Origin of the sequence: Herbaspirillum sp. SJZ099 (assembly GCF_007828355.1) — a bacterium.
Taxonomy (GTDB): Bacteria; Pseudomonadota; Gammaproteobacteria; order Burkholderiales; family Burkholderiaceae_D; genus Herbaspirillum.
In genome coordinates this window covers 1-21,062 of sequence record NZ_VIUO01000016.1, presented here as the reverse complement: position 1 = coordinate 21,062, position 21,062 = coordinate 1, and the positions used below count along the sequence as shown (strand labels likewise).

Here is a 21,062-nt window from a genome sequence, read left to right as displayed (position 1 = left end):
GGCTATGTGATGGAGTCTGGGCTGATCACCATGGAGGGCAAGGCCGGCGAGATGCTGAACGATCCGCGGGTCAAGGCGGCGTACCTGGGCGAGGGTTGAGACAGCACGCCCATCACGAACTGCATTGCCACGACGCCGCATGGGTGACCCCATGCGGCGTTTCTATTGGTGGGCTTATTGATGGGTTGCTGGCCGCTTCCCATTGCCGCCAATCAAGCAAGGTCAGGCGCCGGCGCATCCGCCTGAACTCATGTCCGTTGCACGCTGTCCCTCCACACACCAGGTTACCGCAAAGGACAGCGCATGCAACGCGAGCAATGGATCGACGTTTTCCGCGGCATCGGCATCGTGCTGGTGGTATGGGGCCACGTCTACGGCGGCTACAGTTTCGACCTGATCTTCCTGTTCCACATGCCGCTGTTCTTCTTCATCAGCGGCTACCTGTTCCGTCCGGTCGGCGACATCGCGGCATTCGCCCGCCGCAAGGCGATACAGCTGCTGATTCCTTATGCGGTGTTCCTGCTGGTCATTCACATCCCGCTGGCCATCGACCTGTTTGCCAACAAACCGCACGACCAGGCGGCCCTGCTCGATTTTGCCGGCGACTTGTTGCTGGGCGGCAGCCACTTGTCGTCGTGGGTGGCGGCGTTCTGGTTCGTGACCAGCTTTTATGCGGTGCTGCTGGTGGAAGCCTGGTTGCTGGGGCGCTATCGCCGCCGCACGCTGCTGTGGCTGCATGCGCTCATGCTGGCGTTAAGTTATGTCAACAGTTGGTTCTTCCCGGCCCTGCAGGTGCCGTGGGCGCTCAATGTGGCGCTGGCGGCGGCGCCGTTCTTCTACGCCGGCTACCTGTTGCGCGCCATGCCGCAGCAAGCGCGCACCTATCGCGCGGCGGCGGCAGCGGCCGGGCTGGCATGCGCGGTACTGGTTGCCAACCGCTACTTTGGCTGGAACCTCGGCCTGGGTTACGACATGAAGGTGGCCCACTACGGCGTACCGGTCCTGACCTTCGCCGCCGCCTTGGCCTGCTGCGTGACGCTGGTGCGCATCGCCCGCCACATCGCTTCCGGCGATACGCTGGTTGCGCGTTGCCTGGCCGAACTGGGGCAGGCGGCACTGGTGATCATGTTCATGCACATGGTGTTCACAATGGGCGCGGCGGCGCTGCTTGGCGAGCGCTACCTGTTCGCCCGTTTTGCGCTGGGCCTCATGGGCAGTTACCTGGTGTATCGCCAAAGCCGCAAGCATGTATGGAGCCGCGCCTTGCTGCTCGGCTCGGCGGCCGATTTCGCGCTGCTGCGCGGGCGCCGCGGACAGGCGCACGGCTGAGTCAGGCGGCAGGCCGATGCCGGGCGGTTTCTTGCTTGCCTGATTAAAATTTAATTCAGCAATAAATGGAATGGCTAAATTAAATACTGGTTATGCCGATCAAATACAGAATTAATATTGGTTGTTCCCGCATAGAATCCGGGTGCGAAAACCGCTTCCAATTCACCGGCATTCACTGATATTTCCAGTCTATCCATGACCACCGCTGCCCCGACCGCCACCACGGCTGACACCTCCGTTTCCTCTCCCGGCCTGCCTTTCGGCGCCTTCCACGCCGAGGTGCAGCACGCTCCCGGCGCGCTGCGCGCGGCCATTACCGCCGCCTATCGCCGCGACGAATCCGAAGCGGTGCAGTGGCTGCTGGGCCAGGTCAAAAGCCAGGCGCCCTGGCAGGAGCAGACGCAGCAGCTGGCCAAAAAGCTGGTGCAGCAGGTGCGCGAGAAGCGCACGCGCTCTTCCGGCGTGGATGCGCTGATGCATGAATTCTCGCTGTCCTCCGAAGAGGGCGTGGCGCTGATGTGCCTGGCCGAGGCGCTCTTGCGCATTCCCGACCGCCAGACTGCCGACCGCCTGATCGCCGACAAGATCAGCAAGGGCGACTGGCGCAAGCACCTGGGCGAGTCGCCGTCGCTGTTCGTCAATGCCGCCACCTGGGGGCTGTTGATCACCGGCAAGCTGGTCTCCACCAATAGCGAAAGCAGCCTGAGCTCGGCCATCACGCGCCTGATCGGCCGCGGCGGCGAGCCGCTGATCCGCAAGGGCGTGGACCTGGCCATGCGCATGCTGGGCAACCAGTTCGTCACCGGCCAGACCATCGAGGAAGCGCTCGACAACAGCCGCGACAACGAGAAGCGCGGCTACCGCTATTCCTACGACATGCTGGGCGAGGCGGCGCTGACCATGCACGACGCCGACGCCTATTACCAATCCTACGAGGACGCGATCCACGCCATCGGCCGCGCCTCCAACGGCCGCGGCATCAAGGATGGCCCGGGCATCTCGGTCAAGCTGTCGGCGCTGCACCCGCGCTATGCGCGCGCCCAGCAATCGCGCGTGATGGAGGAGTTGCTGCCGCGCCTGAAGCAACTGCTGCTGCTGGCCAAGCAATACGACATCGGCCTGAACATCGACGCCGAGGAAGCCGACCGCCTGGAGCTGTCGCTGGACCTGATGGAAGCGCTGGCGGCCGACCCCGACTTGGCCGGTTTCGACGGCCTGGGCTTCGTGGTGCAGGGCTACCAGAAGCGCAGCCCGTTCGTGATCGACTACCTGGTCGACCTGGCGCGCCGCAACGGCCGCCGCCTGATGATCCGCCTGGTCAAGGGCGCCTACTGGGACAGCGAAATCAAGCGCGCCCAGGTCGACGGCCTGGAGGGCTACCCGGTCTACACCCGCAAGGTGCACACCGATCTTTCTTACCTGGCCTGCGCGCAAAAGCTGCTGGCCGCCACCGACGTCATTTATCCGCAGTTCGCCACGCACAACGCGCATACCCTGGCGGCGATCTGGAACTGGGCCAGGCTGCACAACATCGACGACTACGAATTCCAGTGCCTGCACGGCATGGGCGAGACCCTGTACGACCAGGTGGTCGGCCAGGACAAGCTGGGCAAGGCTTGCCGCGTCTACGCGCCGGTCGGTTCGCACCAGACGCTGTTGGCCTACCTGGTGCGCCGCCTGCTGGAGAACGGCGCCAACTCGTCCTTCGTCAACCAGATCGTCGACGAAGCCGTGGCGCTGGACACGCTGGTGGCCGACCCCATTGATACCGTGCGCGCCCAAGGCGGGCTGCCGCACCCGGCCATCGCATTGCCGCATAACCTCTACGGGCAGGAGCGCAAGAATTCGGCCGGCATCGACCTCTCCAACGAAGACCGCCTGCGCCAGCTGGACCAGTTGTTCGGCCGCATGGTCGAGCGCCGCTGGCAAGCCGCGCCGCTGATCGTCGGGGACGTCGCCGCCACTGAAAAGCAGGCCGTGCGCAATCCGGCCGACCGCCGCGAAGTGGTGGGCGAGGTCATCGAGGCGACACTGCCGGATGTTGAAACCGCGCTGGCCGCCGCCACCGCTTTCGCGCCGCAATGGCAAGCCACGCCGGCCGCCGAACGCGCCGCGTTGCTGGAGCGCGCGGCCGACCTGCTGGAAGCCGACATGGCCGAACTGATGGCGCTGGCCGTGCGCGAAGCCGGCAAGTCGCTGCCCAACGCGATTGCCGAAGTGCGCGAGGCGGTGGACTTCCTGCGCTACTACGCCATCGCCTCGCGCCATGACGGCAATGCGCTAGCCTGGGGCCCGATGGTGTGCATCAGCCCGTGGAACTTCCCGTTGGCCATCTTCATCGGCGAGGTCAGCGCCGCGCTGGCCGCCGGCAACGTGGTGCTGGCCAAGCCGGCCGAGCAGACCGCGCTGATCGCGCACCGCGCCGTGCAATTGCTGCATGAAGCCGGCGTGCCGCGCGCCGCGCTGCAACTGCTGCCGGGCCGCGGCGAGAGCGTCGGCGCCGCGCTGACCTCCGACGAGCGCGTCAAGGGCGTGATCTTCACCGGCTCCACCGAAGTGGCGCAACTGATCAACCGTACCTTGGCCAGGCGCAACCATGGTGAAAACGGCGAGCACGGCGACGTGCCGCTGATCGCCGAGACCGGCGGCCAGAACGCACTGATCGTCGACTCCAGCGCGCTGGCCGAGCAGGTGGTGGTGGACGTGCTGTCATCCGCCTTCGACAGCGCCGGCCAGCGCTGCTCGGCGCTGCGCGTGCTGTGCCTGCAGGAAGACATCGCCGAGCGCACGATCGACATGCTCAAGGGCGCCATGGCCGAACTGCGCGTAGGCCGCCCCGACCGCCTGGCCACCGACATCGGCCCGGTGATCGACGCCGAGGCGCAGCACAACCTGCTGGCCCACATCGAGCGCATGCGCGGCAGCGCCCGCTCGGTGCACCAGCTGAAGCTGGATGCCGCCTGCGAGCACGGCACCTTCGTGCCGCCGACCGTGATCGAGATCGACAGCCTGGACCAGTTGCAGCGCGAAGTGTTCGGCCCCGTGCTGCACGTGCTGCGCTACCGCCGCGACCAGTTGCCGCAACTGGTCGACGCCATCAACGCCACCGGCTACGGCCTGACCCTGGGCGTGCATTCGCGCATCGACGAGACCATCGATTTCGTGGCCGGGCGCGCGCACGTGGGCAACATCTATGTCAACCGCAACATCGTCGGCGCTGTGGTGGGCGTACAGCCCTTCGGCGGCGAAGGCAAGTCCGGCACCGGCCCCAAGGCCGGCGGCCCGCTCTACCTCAAGCGCCTGCAGCGCAATCCGCAGTTGCAGGAAGAGTTGCAAAAGGCGCAGCCGGCCGCGGTCGCCAACACGCTGCTGGACAGCCTGCTGCACTGGGCCGGGACGCACGGCCATGAGCGCCTGGCCGCTGCCGGCCAACGCTACCGCGGCGACAGCCTGCTGCAGCGCAGCCTGCTGTTGCCCGGCCCGACCGGCGAGCGCAACACCCTGGCCTTCGCCCCGCGCGGCCTGGTGCTGTGCGTGGCCGGCAGCGTCGGCACGTTGTTGAACCAGTTGGCAGCGGCTTTGGCCACCGGCAATACGGTGCTGGTCGATGCGGCCAGCGCGGCCTTCATCCCGGCCGGCTTGCCGCAGCAGGTGCGCGCCGCCATCCGCCAGTCGGACAAGCTGGAAGGCGAGCCGCTGCAAGCCGCGCTGGTGGACAGCCTCGCCGCGCAAGCCTGGCGCGGCAAGCTGGCCGCCCGCGACGGCGCGCTGGTGCCCATCATCGTGTGCAGCGAAGACACGGCGATCCCGCTGTGGCGCCTGCTGGCCGAGCGCGCGCTGTGCGTCAACACCACCGCGGCCGGCGGCAACGCCAGCCTGATGACGATCTCGGTGTAAGGCGTAGCACCCACGGTTCGCCCTCCCGCGGGCGCTTCGGCAGCGATGCCGCAGCGCCCGTTTTTATTGCGGGCGTAAAATACCGTCCTCCGATGGCATTCTGGCAATGCCTTGCAATCCGCCCGACCAACCCCATCTCGAAAAAACGCGGACGGCTCGGCCCCGCCCGAATGGGACGAGGGGCGACCCGGCATCCGCAGGCAGCACACAACGCACATATTGAACAGAGGCAAGCATGGAACAATTTCACGGCACCACCATCCTTTCCGTCCGCCGCGGCAACCAGGTCGCGCTGGGCGGCGACGGCCAGGTGACGCTCGGCAACATCGTCATGAAGGGCACCGCACGCAAGGTGCGCAAGCTGTACCACGGCAAGGTCCTGGTCGGCTTCGCCGGCGGCACGGCCGATGCCTTCACACTGTTCGACCTGTTCGAGGCCAAGCTGGAAAAGCACCAGGGCAACCTGATGCGCGCCTCGGTCGAACTGGCCAAGGACTGGCGCACCGACCGCATGTTGCGCCGCCTGGAGGCGATGCTGCTGTGCGCCGACAAGGACACGACGCTGGTCATCACCGGCAACGGCGACGTGCTGGAGCCCAACGACGGCATCGGCGCCATCGGTTCGGGCGGCAGCTACGCGCAGTCGGCCGCCAAGGCGCTGCAGGAAAACACCGACCTGTCGCCGGCCGAGATCGTCAAGAAGTCGCTGACCATCGCCGGCGAACTGTGCATCTACACCAACCTGAACCACATCATCGAAACGCTCGAATAAGGTGAGCGAGAGCTTGGGCCGGGCAGGGCAAGCGTGCCTGCCGGCTCCTTTTTCACCCGACGGACCGCCCCAGCGAAAAGAACATTGCCATGAACATGACCCCCAACGAAATCGTCTCCGAACTCGACAAGCACGTCGTCGGCCAGGGCCGCGCCAAGCGCGCGGTGGCCATCGCGCTGCGCAACCGCTGGCGTCGCCAGCAGGTCGAGGAACCGCTGCGCCATGAGATCACGCCCAAGAACATCCTGATGATCGGCCCCACCGGCGTGGGCAAGACCGAGATCGCGCGCCGCCTGGCCAAGCTGGCCGACGCGCCCTTCATCAAGATCGAAGCAACCAAGTTCACCGAGGTCGGCTATGTCGGCCGCGACGTCGACACCATCATCCGCGACCTGGTCGACATCGGCATCAAGCAGACCCGCGAAATGGAAGTGCGCAAGGTGCGCGCCCGCGCCGAGGACGCCGCCGAAGACCGCATCCTCGACATCCTGCTGCCGCCGGCGCGCGACTTCGGCTTTACGCCGGAAGGCAGCGGCGGCAGCGGCGGCGCCGACAAGGACGAGAAGAACACCACCCGCCAGACTTTCCGCAAGCGCCTGCGCGAGGGGGCGCTGGATGACCGCGAGATCGAGATCGAGCTGGCCGAAGGCGCGCCGCAGATGGAAATCATGGCGCCGCCGGGCATGGAAGAGATGACCGAGCAGATCAAGTCGATGTTCTCGGGCCTGGGCAACCAGCGCAAGAAAGCGCGCAAGGTCAAGATCAAGGAAGCCATGAAGTTCCTGATCGACGAGGAAGCCGCCAAGCTGGTCAACGAGGACGAGCTGAAGAAGAATGCGATCGCCAACGTCGAGCAGAACGGCATCGTGTTCCTGGATGAGATCGACAAGATCGCCACCCGCTCGCAGAACGGCAATGCCGACGTCTCGCGCGCCGGCGTGCAGCGCGACCTGCTGCCGCTGGTGGAAGGCACGACCGTCAATACCAAGTACGGCATGATCAAGACCGACCACATCCTGTTCATCGCCTCGGGCGCGTTCCACCTGTCCAAGCCATCGGACCTGATTCCCGAGCTGCAGGGCCGCTTCCCGATCCGCGTCGAGCTGGACTCGCTGTCGATCGCCGACTTCGAGCGCATCCTGACCGGCACCGACGCCTGCCTGACCAAGCAGTACCAGGCCCTGCTGGCCACCGAAGGCGTGCAGATCGAGTTCGCCGACAGCGGCATCAAGCGCCTGGCGGAGATTTCCTACTCGGTCAACGAAAAGACCGAGAACATCGGCGCCCGCCGCCTGTACACGGTGATGGAAAAGCTGCTGGAAGAGATCTCCTTCACCGCCGGCGAAGCCGGCGTGGGCGGCTTCACCATCGACGACGCTTACGTCAATGAGCGCCTGGGCGAACTGGCGGTCAACGAAGACTTGTCGCGTTACGTGCTGTAAAGAGCGATGGCCAACAAGGGATTGGCGACGCGGCAGAAGCTGAGTTTCCGCGTGGAGCCTTCGCAGCGCGCATCCAAGCCGCGCAACCCGGTGGCCGTCGCCGCGCAGCAGCGCGCCGGCGGCGCCGGGCCGCATCGCAAGAGCCAGTCGGGCGAGCGGCAGCAGCTCAAGTCGGAACTGTTGAAGAAACTGGCAGGTCGCGAAGAAAAGTAGCAGGCCGTTTCGTTGCAGCATCAAGGAAAAACCGCCGCAGGATTGCTCCTGCGGCGGTTTTTTATTGCCTGCTATTGCTGCCGTGCTTACATGTGGTAGCGCAGGGTCAGCGCCACGTTGCGCGGCGCGCCCGGCAAGCTCAGGTTGGGGCTGGTGCCGTGGCCGGAGACGATGTAGCCGGTGTTGAAGATGTTGCCGATGTTGAGCTGGATGTCGTACTTGGCGGTGCGGTAGGCCGCCATCGCGTCGGCCGTCACGTAGCCGGGCAGGGTCACGGTGTTGCCGGGATTGGCGAAGCGCGCACCCACGGCATTGGCGCCGCCGCCGACGGTAAAGCCGCTGCCCAGGTCCTTGGTCAGCCACAGGTTGGCGCTGTGCTTGGGCGTGAGGGTGGCGTTCTTGCCTTTGAACGGGACATCGCCGGTACCGTTCACGCTGCGATCCACAGCGATCGAATCGGTAACGACGGCATCCAGATAGGCGTAGCCTGCCATCACCTTCCAGCCGCCCTTGAGGTCTGCGCTCAGGGTGAATTCCATGCCGTCAGTGCGTTGCTTGCCGACCGGCACCACGTTGTTGTTGTTGGTTGGATCGGTGGCCTTGATATTGTCACGCTCAAGACGGAAGACCGATACCGTGGCACTGGCGCGGCCATCCAGGAAATCATATTTGGCGCCTGCTTCGGTGTTGCGGGTCACTTCAGGCGCCAGGTTGGCATTGGTGACCGCCAGCGGCAGCAGTTCGGCGGACGGCTGGAAAGAGCGGCTCCACGACAGGTAATAGGACTGAGTCTCGGTCGGCTGCCATACCAGTCCTGCGCGCGGGCTGTAAGCATTGTCGGTGCGCGACAGGTTGCCCGGCGCGGTGCCGCCGACGATACGCGATTTCTGCTTGAAGCTGTCGTAGCGCAGGCCGACCAATGCCTTCCATTGCTCGTTCAAAGCGATGCTGTCCTGCAAGTAGGTGCCGAAGGTATCGTAGGTGCCGTAGGTGGTGGTCAGTGCGCCTAGCGTGTTGGGATTGACCACCGGCAGCACCGGGTTGAAGATCGACACGGGCGGGAGTCCGGAGCCCGTACCGGCGACTGGCACGCCGTTGTAGCTATAGGCATCCTTGCTTTGGCTGCCGAACTCGACGCCATACAGGATCTCGTGTTTGGTGGAGCCCAGCTTCAGTTTCTGCGTCAGCTCGCTCTGGTTGAACCAGCCATTCTCGTCGCGCACCAGTTTGGCGTGGCTCATGTTCATCGTACCGGCAGCTTCGTTGACGTTGCCGCTGATGTTGGTGTTGTTACGGTTCAGGTGATAGTCGTAATAACGGAAGCCATTGCGGAACGAGAATTCATCGTTGAAGCGATGCGTGAAGGTCGCCGTGGTCGACATGACGCGCGACTGGCTGAAGTCGGCGTCGCGCGCATTGGCGGCGCCATAGTAGGTGCCCGGATCCACACTGACCGGGCGGCCATGGTAAGACGGGATGCCGAAGTCGGTCAGGCGGCGGTCTTCCAGGTAATCGGCCTGCAGCAGCAGCTTGGTATCGGCGGAGAAACGCAATTCCATCGACGGCGCGATCGCGGTGCGGTCGATGAATTGCTGGGCGCGGTAGCTGTCGCCGCGTTCCACGGCGCCGGTCAGGCGCCAGGACAGCACGCCGTTGTCGCTGGCACCGCGCCCCAGGTCCAGTTCGGCGCGGCGGCCGGCGGTGCTGTTGGCGGTGACGCTGACATCGGACACGTCCACGCCCGGCTTCTTGGTCACGCGGTTGATCAGGCCGCCGGAGGAGCCGCGGCCGTACAGCACGGCCGCCGGGCCCTTGATGACTTCCAGCGTCTCGACGTTGGAGAGGTCGCGGAAATACAGCGCATCGTCGCGGAAGCCGTCGACGAACTGGTCGCCGATGGCGGTGAAGCCGCGGATGAACACCTGGTCGCGCTGGCCGTCGCCGGTCGACATGCCCAGGCCCGGCACGTTCTTCAGCACATCCTGCAGCGAGGTGGCGTTCTGGTCCTTGATCACTTGCGCCGGCACGACGTTAATGGTTTGCGGAATATCGCGCAGCGGCGCTTCGCTCTTGGTGCCGCTGACGGCGGTGGGCGCGACATAGCTGTCGTTGGTGCGCGATCCGCTGACCTGCACCTGGGGCAGGCTGTCTGTCGTTTGGGCGAAACCGGGGGCGGAGCATGCGGAGAGGGCGGCCAGCACAGCGAGGCGGCCGGGCTTGAGACGGGACTTCATGGGATGTCGTATTTATTTGGATAGTTAATAGGAATTGTTTTTATTAATATTACTGATTAACTGTAAATCGAGGTAAGGATTTTGCGAGCGGGTGCATGCGTACAACACTCGCGGGGGGATTTGAGGGCGGGGCTTGATGGCAGCGTGGGCGCCATGCTAGGGCCTGTCGGTTATCGCCCGATGGGAATGCGAGGGCAAAAAAAGAGCGGCCAGTGGCCGCGGCAGGATCGGGGCGGTGTTGTCTTCAGTGCAGGCGGATCACGTGGGCATCGTCTTCGCCGCCTTCGGGGCCGGCTTCGCCGAAAGAGAACAATTGGTAGCTGGCGCCGTCTTCGTCCGCGCCGTACTGGTAGGGATTGCCCCAGGGGTCGCGCGGCAGGCGTTCGACGTAGCCGCCGATGGCCCAGTTGGCCGGCACCGGGGCGCGCGCCGGCTTGATCACCAGCGCCAGCAGGCCTTGCTGGGTGCTGGGGTAGCGGCCGTTGTCCTTGCGGTATTGCTCCAGGCCGGCGCTGATGTCGCGCATGGCCGATTCGGCCGCTTGCGTTTGCGGGCTGTGGTCGTGGCTGATGCGCGAGACCAGTTGCGGCAGGCCCAGCGCGGCGGCCACCGCCAGCACCGTCAGCACGATGATCCAGCGCAGGCGCGCGAGGCCGCGTTGCAGGAACAGGAAGGCAGGGTGCCGTCGGGGAGGAAAGAGGGAACGGCGCATGGGTGCTGCTGGCTTCGGGTCAGGTGGCTGGGGTTGGGAAAGAGGCAAGTATAGGGCGCATCAAGCCTGCAAGGTGACTTGCACGCCGCTCTGGCTGCTGACCACTTCCGACAAGGCGGCGTACATTTCGGAACCGTCGCGGGTGTTGAGCCAGCGTTGGCCGTCGTACTTGTAGTGGAAGCCGCCGGAGCGGGCGGCAATCCACAGCTCTTGCATCGGCGCCTGGCTGTTGACGATGATCTTGGAGCCGTTGTCGATGCATTCGATTTCCAGGACGTTGCCGCTGCGGCTGCATTCGACGTCCAGGTCGCCCTCGTCGCAGGCCTTTTCCAGCGCGCCTTCGATGGCATTGAGCGTGGCGTCGGCCAAGTCCAGGAATTCCGTTTCCGTCATGCTAAACTCCAAAGCATTCTCAAGATTTTTCAGTAATCCTCCATTCTATCGTGAAGTCACCCAATTCTCCCGTTCGCCGCGCGACCCTGCTGGCAGCTTCGTCGTTGCTCCTGATGCTGGCTGGCTGCGGCCAGAAGGGGCCGCTGTACATGCCCAGGATCCCGCCCGATCCGCTGGCCCAGACTTCGCCCAAACCGGATACCTCCAAACCTGCCGCGACGCAGGCCGCAGGCACTGCCGGCGCCGCGTCCAAACCGGCCGCAGGCAACGAGTAAGCGCTTACCGCCGGCGACGCCGGATCGAACCAACCGATTTCGTTACCCCGACTTCCATGTCCCATTTTTCCTATCGCAATGGCGTGCTGCACGCCGAACAAGTGTCGTTGCAGGCATTGGCCGCGCAATTCGGTTCACCGCTTTACGTCTATTCCAAGGCGGCGCTGGTCGAGAATTTCTCGGCTTACGCCGATGCCTGCCGCGCCGCCGGCCGGGGCGAGGATGGCGCCCTGGTGTGCTATTCGGTCAAGTCCAACTCCAACCTGGCGGTGCTGAACCTGCTGGGCAAGCTGGGTTCGGGCTTCGACATCGTCTCCGGCGGCGAACTGCTGCGCGTGGTGGCGGCCGGCGGCGATGCGCGCAAGGTGATTTTCTCGGGCGTGGGCAAGGGCCGCGACGAGATGAAGCTGGCGCTGGAGCACGACATCCTGTGCTTCAACGTCGAGTCCATTCCCGAAGTGGCGCGCCTGAACGAGGTGGCCGGCGAACTGGGCAAGCGCGCGCGCATCTCGCTGCGCGTGAACCCCAACGTCGATGCCCGGACCCATCCCTACATTTCCACCGGCCTGAAGGAAAACAAGTTCGGCGTGGCCTATGAGGATGCGCTCAACTGCTATCGCACCGCCGCCGCCTTGCCCAACATCGAAGTGGTCGGCATCGACTGCCACATCGGCTCGCAGCTGCTGGACGATTCGCCCTTGCTGGAGGCGCTCGACAAGGTGATCGAGATGGTCGATACGCTGGAAGCGGAAGGCATCGCCATCCATCACCTCGACATTGGCGGCGGCATCGGCATCGTTTATGACGACGAACAGCCGGTCGCGGTCGGCGACTACCTGGCGCGCGTGTTCGCCCGGGTCGATGCCTGGCGCAAGCAGAAATACGGCGGCCGACGGATCCAGGTGATGTTCGAGCCGGGGCGCTCGATCGTCGGCAATGCCGGCGTACTGTTGACCGAGGTGCAATACCTCAAGCACGGTGAAGGCAAGAATTTTGCCGTGGTCGACGCCGCCATGAACGACCTGATGCGCCCGGCCATGTATGAAGCCTGGCATGGCGTGAAGACGGTCAGGCAAAACGCCGGCCATGCCCAGGTCTACGACGTGGTCGGCCCGGTATGCGAATCCGGGGACTGGCTGGCGCGCGCGCGCGAACTGGCCATCGCGGAGGGCGATTTGCTGGCGCTGATGTCGGCCGGCGCTTATGGCATGACCATGGCGTCCAACTACAACAGCCGCGGCCGCGCGGCCGAAGTGCTGGTCGATGGCGAGCGTGCGCACCTGATCCGCCAGCGCGAAAAACCCGCCGACCTGTTTGCCCTGGAAAGCATCGTCGGCTGATGTGAGCGGTTGACGTTTTTGTGCACGGCAGCCCCGGCGACGCGGCTGCCGTTTGTTTTTGTTGACGGTGCGGCAACGCCGCCCGCGCATGACATGGCAACAAGCCCTATGTAGAAATTTTGCTGCACCTGCATTCTTTGTATTTGCCTTTCAGAAATTTGGGCGCAAAATAAACTCCCGTTGAAAAATACGCCCGCAGAAATGCCGGTATCGAGGTTGATATCGGCCACCAAGGAGACCGGGCAGAACATACACAAACGAACGGGAGGTGTCCGGTTCGGTCGGGACGGCGCGGACGGGAGCGTGAACAGGTTTAGAGAGCCTATTCAGGATCTCAAACACAGGGGAAGTCAATGCAGGCCCTGCATCGCAATGGGGAAGGTCGCGATCAAGGTGTAGGCGTCGATGCGCATGCCGACGCCGGCGCCGGCTCGTCCGTGCCGCAGGAGGCAGGACGCTCCATGTCTGCCGTTGCCGACGATGAACTCGAAATTCGCGCGTCCCAGATTACCGCTGCGGCCGTCGCCGCTGCCGCGGTGACAGCGGCGGTGGCCACGGCCGCCGAAGCGGATGCGCCTGGCCGCTTCGACGCGCCGGCGACGGCGCCGATTCCCCAGCCACAATCCCGGTTCCAAACAGGGCCGGGAACTGCCGCATCGGTAGCCGATGCGCAGGAGCCGATGCCGCATGGCGCGGCGGCATCGCCGCAACGCGCCTTGCCGGTTTCGCTGCTGACCTTGGTGGCGATCGGCCTGGCCCTCTGGTGGAGCGCCCAATGGCCGTGGCCGGAGCGCGCCTTGAAACCGATGGCGCCGCACTTGCCCTCGTTGAGAAAGCAGACGGTCGCACCGCCTGTCGCCGCGCCGCTTGCTGCCGCGACGACAGAATCACGAGCGACCCTGGCCGGCGACGAGATCGCCATCCTGCAGCAGGAGGCGGAGCAAAAAGCCCAATTGCTGGCGCAAAAGCGGGCCGCCGCCGAGGCCCGCCGCCGACGCGAAGATACCGCCCTGGCGTTGCGCGAACAGCGTCGCCGCGAAGCCGAAGCCCAATTGGCCGCTGCCCGCGCCAAGGCCGAGCGCGTCCAGCAGGCCGCGCCCCAGCAGCCTATGGTGGCGGATACCCCGGCCGTTCCCACGCTGGCCGAACAGGTCCAGCAATGCCGCGCGTTATCCCTGTTTGCGCGCGAAGGCTGCCTGTGGAAGTTGTGCAACGGCAAATGGGGCAAGGATGGCTGCCCTTCCTACGAGCGCAATAACGAAGGCGCCTGATCTTGCGGCCGGCCGCGGATGCGGCGCGGCGGCGGGATTTCTCCCGAACCATCATTCCTGCTCCCGGCCTGCGCATGGGAGCGTTTCTTGCTTATCGACAAACCGACTGTTGGGTGTCCGCCACCCATCGGCGAGCCATGCGTAAATGTGTAGCCGCGAGCGGCTTTTCGCGCCGGACTTGCCGCTATAATGCGCGTTTTTCTTTTACCCCCCAAGGCCTCGGCATCTGTCCGTGAACAGCTGCTTATTGCAAGGATCAAGGCATGAATGCACTCCTCTGGTTCGTCGTTCTCTATTGGATCATTTCGGTGGGCATCGGCCTGTATGCCACCAAGTTCGTCAAGAATTCGAAGGATTACGCCGTCGCCGGACGCTCGCTGCCGATGTCGGTGGTGACCGCTACGGTATTTGCCACCTGGTTCGGTTCCGAGGCCGTGCTCGGCGTATCGTCGACCTTCCTGCAGGAGGGGTTGCGCGGCATCGTGGCCGACCCCTTCGGTTCTTCGCTGTGCCTGATCCTGGTCGGCCTGTTCTTCGCCAAGAAGCTGTACCGCATGAACCTGCTGACCATCGGCGACTATTACAAGAAGCGCTACGGCCGCGCCGCCGAAATGCTGGTCACCATCTGTATCGTGATTTCCTACCTGGGCTGGGTGGCGGCGCAGATCAAGGCGCTGGGCCTGGTGTTCAATGTCGTCTCCGGCGGTTACATCCCCATGCACTGGGGCATGATCATCGGCGCCGGCAGCGTGCTGATCTATACCCTGATGGGCGGCATGTGGGCCGTGGCGATCACCGATTTCCTGCAGATGATCATCGTGGTGGTCGGCATGCTCTACATCGGCTGGGAAGTCTCCGGCATGGTCGGCGGCCCCGGCGTGGTGATCCAGCATGCGTTCGATGCCGGCAAGTTCGACTTCTGGCCGGCGCCCAACGCCAGGGAGGTGCTGTGGTTCTTTGCCGCCTGGATCACCATGATGCTGGGTTCCATCCCGCAGCAGGACGTGTTCCAGCGCGTGATGTCGTCCAAGAATGAAAACGTGGCCCGCAACGCCTCCATCCTGGGCGGCGTGATTTATTTCTTCTTCGTCTTCATCCCCATCTTCCTCGCTTACTCGGCCACGCTGATCGATCCGGGCATGGTGTCCAAGCTGCTGGAGACCGATTCCCAACTGGTGCTGCCCACGCTGATCATGGAAAAGATGCCGGTGTTCGCCCAGGTGATGTTCTTCGGCGCGCTGCTGTCGGCCATCAAGAGCTGCGCCAGCGCGACCTTGCTGGCGCCGTCGGTGACCTTCACCGAAAACGTGCTCAAGGAAATCCGGCCATGGAAGAGCGATCGCGAATTCCTGCTCTCGATGCGTATCGTGGTGCTGGTGTTTACCGTGGGCGTGACCTGGCTGGCGCTGAGCAGCCAGTCCAGCATTTACCAGATGGTGGAGAGCGCCTATAAGGTCACGCTGGTGGCCGCCTTCGTGCCGCTGGCCTTCGGCGTCTACTGGAAGCGCGCCACCCGCCAGGGCGCGCTGATGGCCATGGTGTTCGGCCTGATCTCCTGGATCACGCTGGAGTACACCGCGCCCGAAGGTTTCTGGCCGCCGCAATTGATGGGCCTCTTGTGCAGCATCGGCGGCATGGTGGCCGGCTCCCTGATGCCGCAGTTGCTGGCGCCGATGCCGCCGATGCTGGCCGGCGCGCCCGAAGGCGGCAGCCAGTCCTGATCTTCCGCCCTTCCGCCTGTCTGTGACACGGCCGCCCGGCAATGCCGCGCGGCCGTTTTCATTGGTCGGGACTGTCGGCGTGTCGGGCAGGATTCTTGCTGTATATCGGCATGGCGGACTCAGGCAGTGTTCGCACGGCCCGCCTCCTGGCTGATTTCGTTTTTGTCCTGTAGAGCGATGAGAAGTTGTTCGATAGGCAATTGGAACTTATTTGCTTTTCATTAACCTGAAATACCATGACTGAGCAAACTCACCCCTACGATTTTGCTGCCGATGCGTTATTTCTGGACTTTGACGGCACACTGGTCGATCTCGCGCCACATCCTGAAGAGATTGTCGTGCCGCCGGAACTGATCACGCTCTTGCAGCGAATACAACAAGAATCCAACGGTGCGCTGGCCATTGTCAGCGGCCGCCCGCTGGATCAGCTCGACTTTTTCCTGGCCCCCCTGCGCTTGCCGCTGGCGGGGGTGCACGGCGCCGAGCGGCGCACTGCCGACGGGCGCATCATCGCCCAGCCGGTGGCCGATGTGCACCACCTGCGCGAGCGGCTGCTGCCGCTGGTCAATTCGCATCAGGGCCTGCAGCTGGAGATCAAGCGCGGCGCCCTGGCCTTGCACTATCGCCATGCCGCCCATCTTCAGCAGCGCTGCATCGAGACCATGATCGATGCCTTGAAGCACGAGCCCGGCTTCACCATGCTCAACGGCAAGATGGTGGTGGAGGCCAAACCGCACGTGAACAAGGGCGACGCCGTCGCGGCCTTTTTGCATGAGCCGCCATTCCGCGGCCGGCGGCCGGTGTTCATCGGCGACGACATCACCGATGAGGCCGGTTTTGCCATCGTCCAATCGGAAACCATGAACGGCCTGGGCATCAAGGTGGGGCCGGGACCCAGCCAGGCGTTGGCGCGCGTGGACGATCCGGCCGCCGTGCTCGGCCTGTTGCGCCAGGCGTTGGGCCCATATCGGGCTGCCGCCTTTTAGTTCGCCGCCATCTGCGTCAGGGCTCGTCGGCAGCCCGGCAGCGCATCAGTCTTCCACCAAGAAATCTGGACAACAGAGCATGAGGGAACCATGAGCCAGCCAAGCACCGATCCGCAGCAAGAACCCCAGCCATCGCCGCATTCCCAATCGCAGCACTCCGAACAGCCGCACCTGGCGGCCCAGGCGCACGACAATCCTTCCACTTCCTCCCTCGACCTTGGCGTGATCGGCAACTGCGCTTTCTCGGCGCTGGTCGACAAGATGGGGCGCATCGTCTGGTGCTGCCTGCCGCGCTTCGACGGCGACCCGATCTTCAACGCGCTGCTCGACCCCAGCGACAACGGCAGCCTGTGGGCTTTCCAACTGGAGAATTTCTCGCACAGCGAGCAATGGTATGAACCCAATACCGCGGTGCTGCGCACGCGCCTGTACGACACCCTGGGCCAAGGCATCGAGATCACCGACCTGGCGCCGCGCTTCTACAGCCGCGGCCGCTTCTTCCGGCCATTGCAGGTGGTGCGCCGTATCCATCCGCTGTCGGGCGCGCCGCGCATGCGCGTCATCTTGCGTCCCAAGTTCGACTGGGGCCGCGAAGCGCCGCTGGAAACGCGCGGCAGCAATCACATCCGCTACGTCGGCAATGGGCAGACGCTGCGCCTGAACACCGATGCGCCCATCAGCTACATCGTCGGCGAGACCGCCTTTGTGGTCAGTCGCCCCTTCAATTTCATCCTCGGCCCCGACGAGACCCTGCACGGCGGCATCAACGACACCGCGCGCGATTTCGAACAGGAGACATTGGCCTATTGGCGCAACTGGAGCCGCGCGCTGGCCACGCCGCTGGAATGGCAGGACGCGGTGATCCGCGCCGCCATCACGCTCAAGCTGTCGGTGTTCGAGGACACCGGCGCCATCATCGCCGCCATGACCACCAGCGTGCCGGAAGCGCCCGGCAGCCAGCGCAACTGGGATTACCGCTATTGCTGGCTGCGCGATGCCTTCTTCGTGGTGCGCGCATTGAACAGCCTGTCCGAACTCGGCACCATGGAAGACTACCTGCGCTGGCTGACCAATGTGGTGGTGCGCTCCGGCGGCGGCCATGTGCAGCCGCTGTACGGCATCGGCCTGGAAGAGGCGTTGCCAGAACATATCCTCGACCATCTGCCCGGCTACCGGAACTACCCGCCGGTGCGCGTGGGCAACCAGGCCTACGAGCACTTCCAGCACGACGTCTACGGCAACATCGTGCTCGGCGCGGCGCAGGCCTTCCATGACATGCGCCTGCATCATCGCGCCGGCGCGGAACATTTCCAGCATCTGGAAGCGGTCGGCGAACGCGCCTATGAAGTCTATGACCAGCCCGACGCCGGCATGTGGGAGTTGCGCACGCGTTCGCGCATCCATACTTCGTCGGCGCTGATGAGCTGGGCTGCCTGCGACCGCCTGGCCAAGATCGCCGCGCGGCTGGACCTGGATGAGCGCAAGCAATACTGGCGCGCCCGCGCCGACGAAATCGGCGCGCGCATCCTGGCCGAAGCCTGGAATGAGCAGCGCCAGGCCTACGCCGAAAGTTTCGGCGGCCGCGACCTCGACGCCAGTGTGTTGCTGATGGTCGAAGTCGGCCTGATCGCGCCAACCGACCAGCGTTTCATCTCCACCGTCGACGCATTGGAAAAATATCTGTGCGACGGTCCCTACATGCGCCGTTACGAAGCGCCGGACGACTTCGGCCGGCCCGAGACGGCGTTCAACATCTGTACCTTCTGGCGCATCGACGCATTGGCGCGCATCGGCCGCAAGGAACAGGCGCGCGAGATCTTCAATGCCATGCTCGACGCGCGCAACCACCTCGGCTTGCTGTCGGAAGACACGCATCCGGTCACACGCGAGATGTGGGGCAATTTCCCGCAGACCTATTCGATGGTGGGCATTATCAATTGTGCGATGCGCTTGTCGGCATCGTGGGAGGCGGTGATCTGATGGGCAGATTGGTGGTGGTATCGAATCGCCTGGCCGACCCGCGCAAGCCGGCCGCCGGCGGGCTCGCAGTGGCGCTGGGCGAAACCTTGAAAAAGACCGGCGGCATGTGGTTCGGCTGGAGCGGCAAGGTGGTGGAGCAAGGCACGCCCGGCGAAGGCGAACTGCGCGTGCACCAGGCCGGCACGGTGACGCTGGCCGAGCTCGACCTGTGCCAGGAAGACCACGACGCTTATTACCGCGGCTACGCCAACGGCGTGTTGTGGCCGGTATTCCACTACCGGCTCGACCTGGCCAAATTCGAGTCCGGCCACCTGGGCGGCTTCCGCCGCGTGAACCAGCTGTTCGCGCGCAAGCTGTTCCCGCTGCTCAAGCGCGACGACATCATCTGGATCCATGACTACCACCTCATCCCGCTGGCTGCCGAGCTGCGCGCCATGGGTTGCGAGGCGCGCATCGGCTTCTTCCTGCACATCCCGCTGCCGCCGCCGCCGATCCTGGTGGCGATCCCCTCGCATGAATGGCTCATGCGCGCGCTGTTCGCCTACGACCTGGTCGGTTTCCAAAACCATGCCGACCTGCAGCACTTCGCGCAATACGTGCAGGCCGAAGCCACCGCCGAACCGGTCGGCGCCAACCAGTACCGCGCCTTCAACAGCACCGTGCATGCCGGGGCCTTCCCGATCGGCATCGACGTGGCCGACTTCCAGCGCCTGGGCCGCGCCAAGGAAGCGCGCGACACCTTTGAAAGCACCAAGCAGGAATATTCGCGCCGGCGGCTATTGATCGGCGTCGACCGCCTCGACTACTCCAAGGGCCTGCCGCAGCGCATCCGCGCCTTCCGCGAGCTGCTGCGCCTGTACCCGGAGAACCGCCACAGCGCCACGCTGCTGCAGATCGCCTCGCCCAGCCGCGAGGACGTCGAAGCCTACAGCGACATCCAGCGCGAACTGGAAAGCCTGTGCGGCGCCATCAACGGCGATTTCGGCGACTTCGACTGGATGCCGATCCGCTATATCCACCGCACCGTCGCGCGCCGCCGCCTGCCGGGTTTGTACCGCGCCTGCGCGGTGGCGCTGGTCACGCCGCTGCGCGACGGCATGAACCTGGTCGCCAAGGAATTCGTCGCCGCCCAGGATGAAGAAGATCCCGGCGTGCTGGTGCTGTCCCGCTTCGCCGGCGCCGCCGAGCAGATGAAGGAAGCCCTCATCATCAATCCCTACGATACCCACGGCACCGCCCAGGTGATCCAGCACGCTTTGCAGATGTCGCTGACGGAGCGGCGCGAGCGGCATGCGGCGCTGATGAGCAATATCCGCGAGTTTGATGTGCATTGGTGGTGCCGGGAGTTTTTGCAGACGCTGCAGCGGTCAAGGGCTGTGGGTGTTTAATGGTTAGCATGATACGTCGGGCTTGCCACAACCTGCGTTGGAGATGACTTTTTCCGACGATGCTCATATCTTCGGATGCCTTGGCTTGCTGTCATTTGATCCATACTCAGACATTTATTTCCCCTCCAACATTGGAGGGGCTTTCCCGGAAGGCGGCGTTACACCGAGGGTTTTTAAGATTGCTAATACTTGTTGTCTTTTCGGCTCAATTTCAGAAGATAACGGAAGATCGTTTACCTCCCATGCTATTAAAGGTAAATTGTATCGATAACCATGCTCCAATAAATATATAAGTGTATCGAACTGTGCCAGATTAGCTGCGGCTAGCGCGACGGTGTCACCGATTCCATCGGTGGCATTCACATCTGCCCCGGCTTGAACTAAGAGCTTAATGTTTTCAGGGTACTTGACTGCTTGCATCAAAGCATTGAAATATGCCCCACCACCAGTAGCATTTGGATCGCCTTTAAACTCAAGTAGCACTTTCAAACGATCGGGTTTATCCATCGTTGCGGCCATCCACACAGGGTGAATATTTTTCTCTGGTCCAAATCTCTGGTTAGGATCGGCCCCGGCTTCCAATAAGGCACGCATACCTTCTACATTTTGCGCAGAAAATGCCCACATCAACGGTGTCATATTCTTATCCCCTGCTGCATTGACATTGGCTCCAACACTGACCAACCGTGAGACTTCTCCAACGTCCCCCTTCGCTGCCGCTGTAGCCAGCTCGGCTTCTGCCGTCTCCCCAAAATAATCCCTTACTGTTCCGTCCGCCACCTTCATTTTACATCCTCCAATTAACGGCAAGCCCGACAACACAAGTAAGGTAATCCAACGCTTCCATTGATAATGCATGTGCATCTCTTATTTCCATTGAGTCATAACCGGCAGAGCAGTACGCCACAGCATGCTATTAAGAACATTGCTCATCCCATGCAAATCCAAAGATGTAGTGGGTGAAGCCATATAGCGCTCTCCCGGCACTAAGGTATTAACACCCATCTTCGGATGGTGACCTGACCTGAAAAAACTGGTCCGACTTGAAATTTCATATGCTATTGAAAAGGAGAGTCAGACCATGCCGAAAAAGCGATTCACATCCGAAG

At 63.7% G+C, this 21,062-nt stretch carries 16 protein-coding genes and 1 pseudogene; 13 read left to right on the top strand and 4 right to left on the bottom strand.

The window, feature by feature from the left end; genetic code table 11:
• The 6 genes and pseudogenes from FB597_RS19925 to FB597_RS19900 all read left to right on the top strand — a co-directional run.
• Nucleotides 1-99 (top strand): annotated as a pseudogene (locus tag FB597_RS19925) (ABC transporter ATP-binding protein); the annotation flags it as partial.
• A gap of 204 nt (nucleotides 100-303) precedes the next feature.
• A complete protein-coding gene (locus FB597_RS19920) occupies nucleotides 304-1,329 on the top strand; it encodes an acyltransferase family protein (protein ID WP_144770501.1) in 1,026 nt (341 codons plus the stop codon).
• Nucleotides 1,330-1,524: 195 nt separating this feature from the next.
• Nucleotides 1,525-5,226, top strand: a complete 3,702-nt coding sequence (putA, locus tag FB597_RS19915; RefSeq protein WP_144770499.1) for a trifunctional transcriptional regulator/proline dehydrogenase/L-glutamate gamma-semialdehyde dehydrogenase — start codon at nucleotides 1,525-1,527, stop codon at nucleotides 5,224-5,226.
• Between the two features lie 235 nt (nucleotides 5,227-5,461).
• Nucleotides 5,462-5,998, top strand: a complete 537-nt coding sequence (gene hslV / locus FB597_RS19910; RefSeq protein ID WP_144770497.1) for an ATP-dependent protease subunit HslV — start codon at nucleotides 5,462-5,464, stop codon at nucleotides 5,996-5,998.
• Between the two features lie 89 nt (nucleotides 5,999-6,087).
• Entirely contained in the window at nucleotides 6,088-7,440 is a 1,353-nt protein-coding gene (hslU, locus tag FB597_RS19905; RefSeq protein WP_141918226.1) for an ATP-dependent protease ATPase subunit HslU, read from the top strand.
• Nucleotides 7,441-7,446: 6 nt separating this feature from the next.
• Complete coding sequence (locus FB597_RS19900; protein WP_141918228.1) at nucleotides 7,447-7,653, top strand: hypothetical protein; 207 nt, start codon at nucleotides 7,447-7,449, stop codon at nucleotides 7,651-7,653.
• An 86-nt stretch (nucleotides 7,654-7,739) separates the two neighbouring features.
• Here FB597_RS19900 and FB597_RS19895 read toward each other — a convergent pair whose 3' ends face one another.
• The 3 genes from FB597_RS19895 to cyaY form a co-directional block, all read right to left on the bottom strand.
• Nucleotides 7,740-9,887, bottom strand: coding sequence for a TonB-dependent siderophore receptor (locus FB597_RS19895; RefSeq protein WP_144770495.1), 2,148 nt, complete (start codon nucleotides 9,885-9,887; stop codon nucleotides 7,740-7,742).
• 244 nt (nucleotides 9,888-10,131) lie between these two features.
• A complete protein-coding gene (gene gspG / locus FB597_RS19890; RefSeq protein WP_144770493.1) occupies nucleotides 10,132-10,599 on the bottom strand; it encodes a type II secretion system major pseudopilin GspG in 468 nt (155 codons plus the stop codon).
• A 60-nt stretch (nucleotides 10,600-10,659) separates the two neighbouring features.
• Nucleotides 10,660-10,992: an iron donor protein CyaY gene (gene cyaY, locus FB597_RS19885; protein WP_144770491.1), complete on the bottom strand. Its 333-nt coding sequence runs from the start codon at nucleotides 10,990-10,992 to the stop codon at nucleotides 10,660-10,662.
• Nucleotides 10,993-11,042: 50 nt separating this feature from the next.
• Between cyaY and FB597_RS19880 the strand changes: the two genes are divergently transcribed.
• From FB597_RS19880 to otsA, 7 genes are all read left to right on the top strand, one after another.
• A complete protein-coding gene (locus FB597_RS19880) occupies nucleotides 11,043-11,267 on the top strand; it encodes a lipoprotein (protein ID WP_141918235.1) in 225 nt (74 codons plus the stop codon).
• Between the two features lie 56 nt (nucleotides 11,268-11,323).
• Nucleotides 11,324-12,607, top strand: coding sequence for a diaminopimelate decarboxylase (gene lysA / locus FB597_RS19875; protein WP_141918237.1), 1,284 nt, complete (start codon nucleotides 11,324-11,326; stop codon nucleotides 12,605-12,607).
• Between the two features lie 461 nt (nucleotides 12,608-13,068).
• The gene (locus FB597_RS19870; protein ID WP_255517224.1) at nucleotides 13,069-13,878 is read left to right on the top strand and encodes a phage tail protein; all 810 of its coding nucleotides are present in this window, start codon (nucleotides 13,069-13,071) and stop codon (nucleotides 13,876-13,878) included.
• A 263-nt stretch (nucleotides 13,879-14,141) separates the two neighbouring features.
• On the top strand, nucleotides 14,142-15,599 hold the full coding sequence (locus FB597_RS19865) for a sodium:solute symporter family protein (RefSeq protein ID WP_141918244.1): 1,458 nt from the start codon (nucleotides 14,142-14,144) through the stop codon (nucleotides 15,597-15,599).
• 236 nt (nucleotides 15,600-15,835) lie between these two features.
• Complete coding sequence (gene otsB / locus FB597_RS19860) at nucleotides 15,836-16,585, top strand: trehalose-phosphatase (protein WP_141918246.1); 750 nt, start codon at nucleotides 15,836-15,838, stop codon at nucleotides 16,583-16,585.
• A 90-nt stretch (nucleotides 16,586-16,675) separates the two neighbouring features.
• Nucleotides 16,676-18,565 carry a glycoside hydrolase family 15 protein gene (locus tag FB597_RS19855; RefSeq protein WP_141918248.1) on the top strand — a complete coding sequence of 630 codons (1,890 nt, stop codon included), beginning with the start codon at nucleotides 16,676-16,678 and terminating at the stop codon, nucleotides 18,563-18,565.
• Nucleotides 18,565-19,953, top strand: a complete 1,389-nt coding sequence (gene otsA, locus FB597_RS19850) for an alpha,alpha-trehalose-phosphate synthase (UDP-forming) (protein ID WP_144770487.1) — start codon at nucleotides 18,565-18,567, stop codon at nucleotides 19,951-19,953. The genes FB597_RS19855 and otsA overlap by 1 nt, the downstream gene beginning before the upstream one ends.
• 114 nt (nucleotides 19,954-20,067) lie before the next feature.
• On the opposite strand, the gene FB597_RS19845 is transcribed toward otsA, so the two are convergent.
• Nucleotides 20,068-20,811 carry an ankyrin repeat domain-containing protein gene (locus FB597_RS19845; RefSeq protein WP_186442828.1) on the bottom strand — a complete coding sequence of 248 codons (744 nt, stop codon included), beginning with the start codon at nucleotides 20,809-20,811 and terminating at the stop codon, nucleotides 20,068-20,070.
• Between the last annotated feature and the right edge of the window lie 251 nt (nucleotides 20,812-21,062).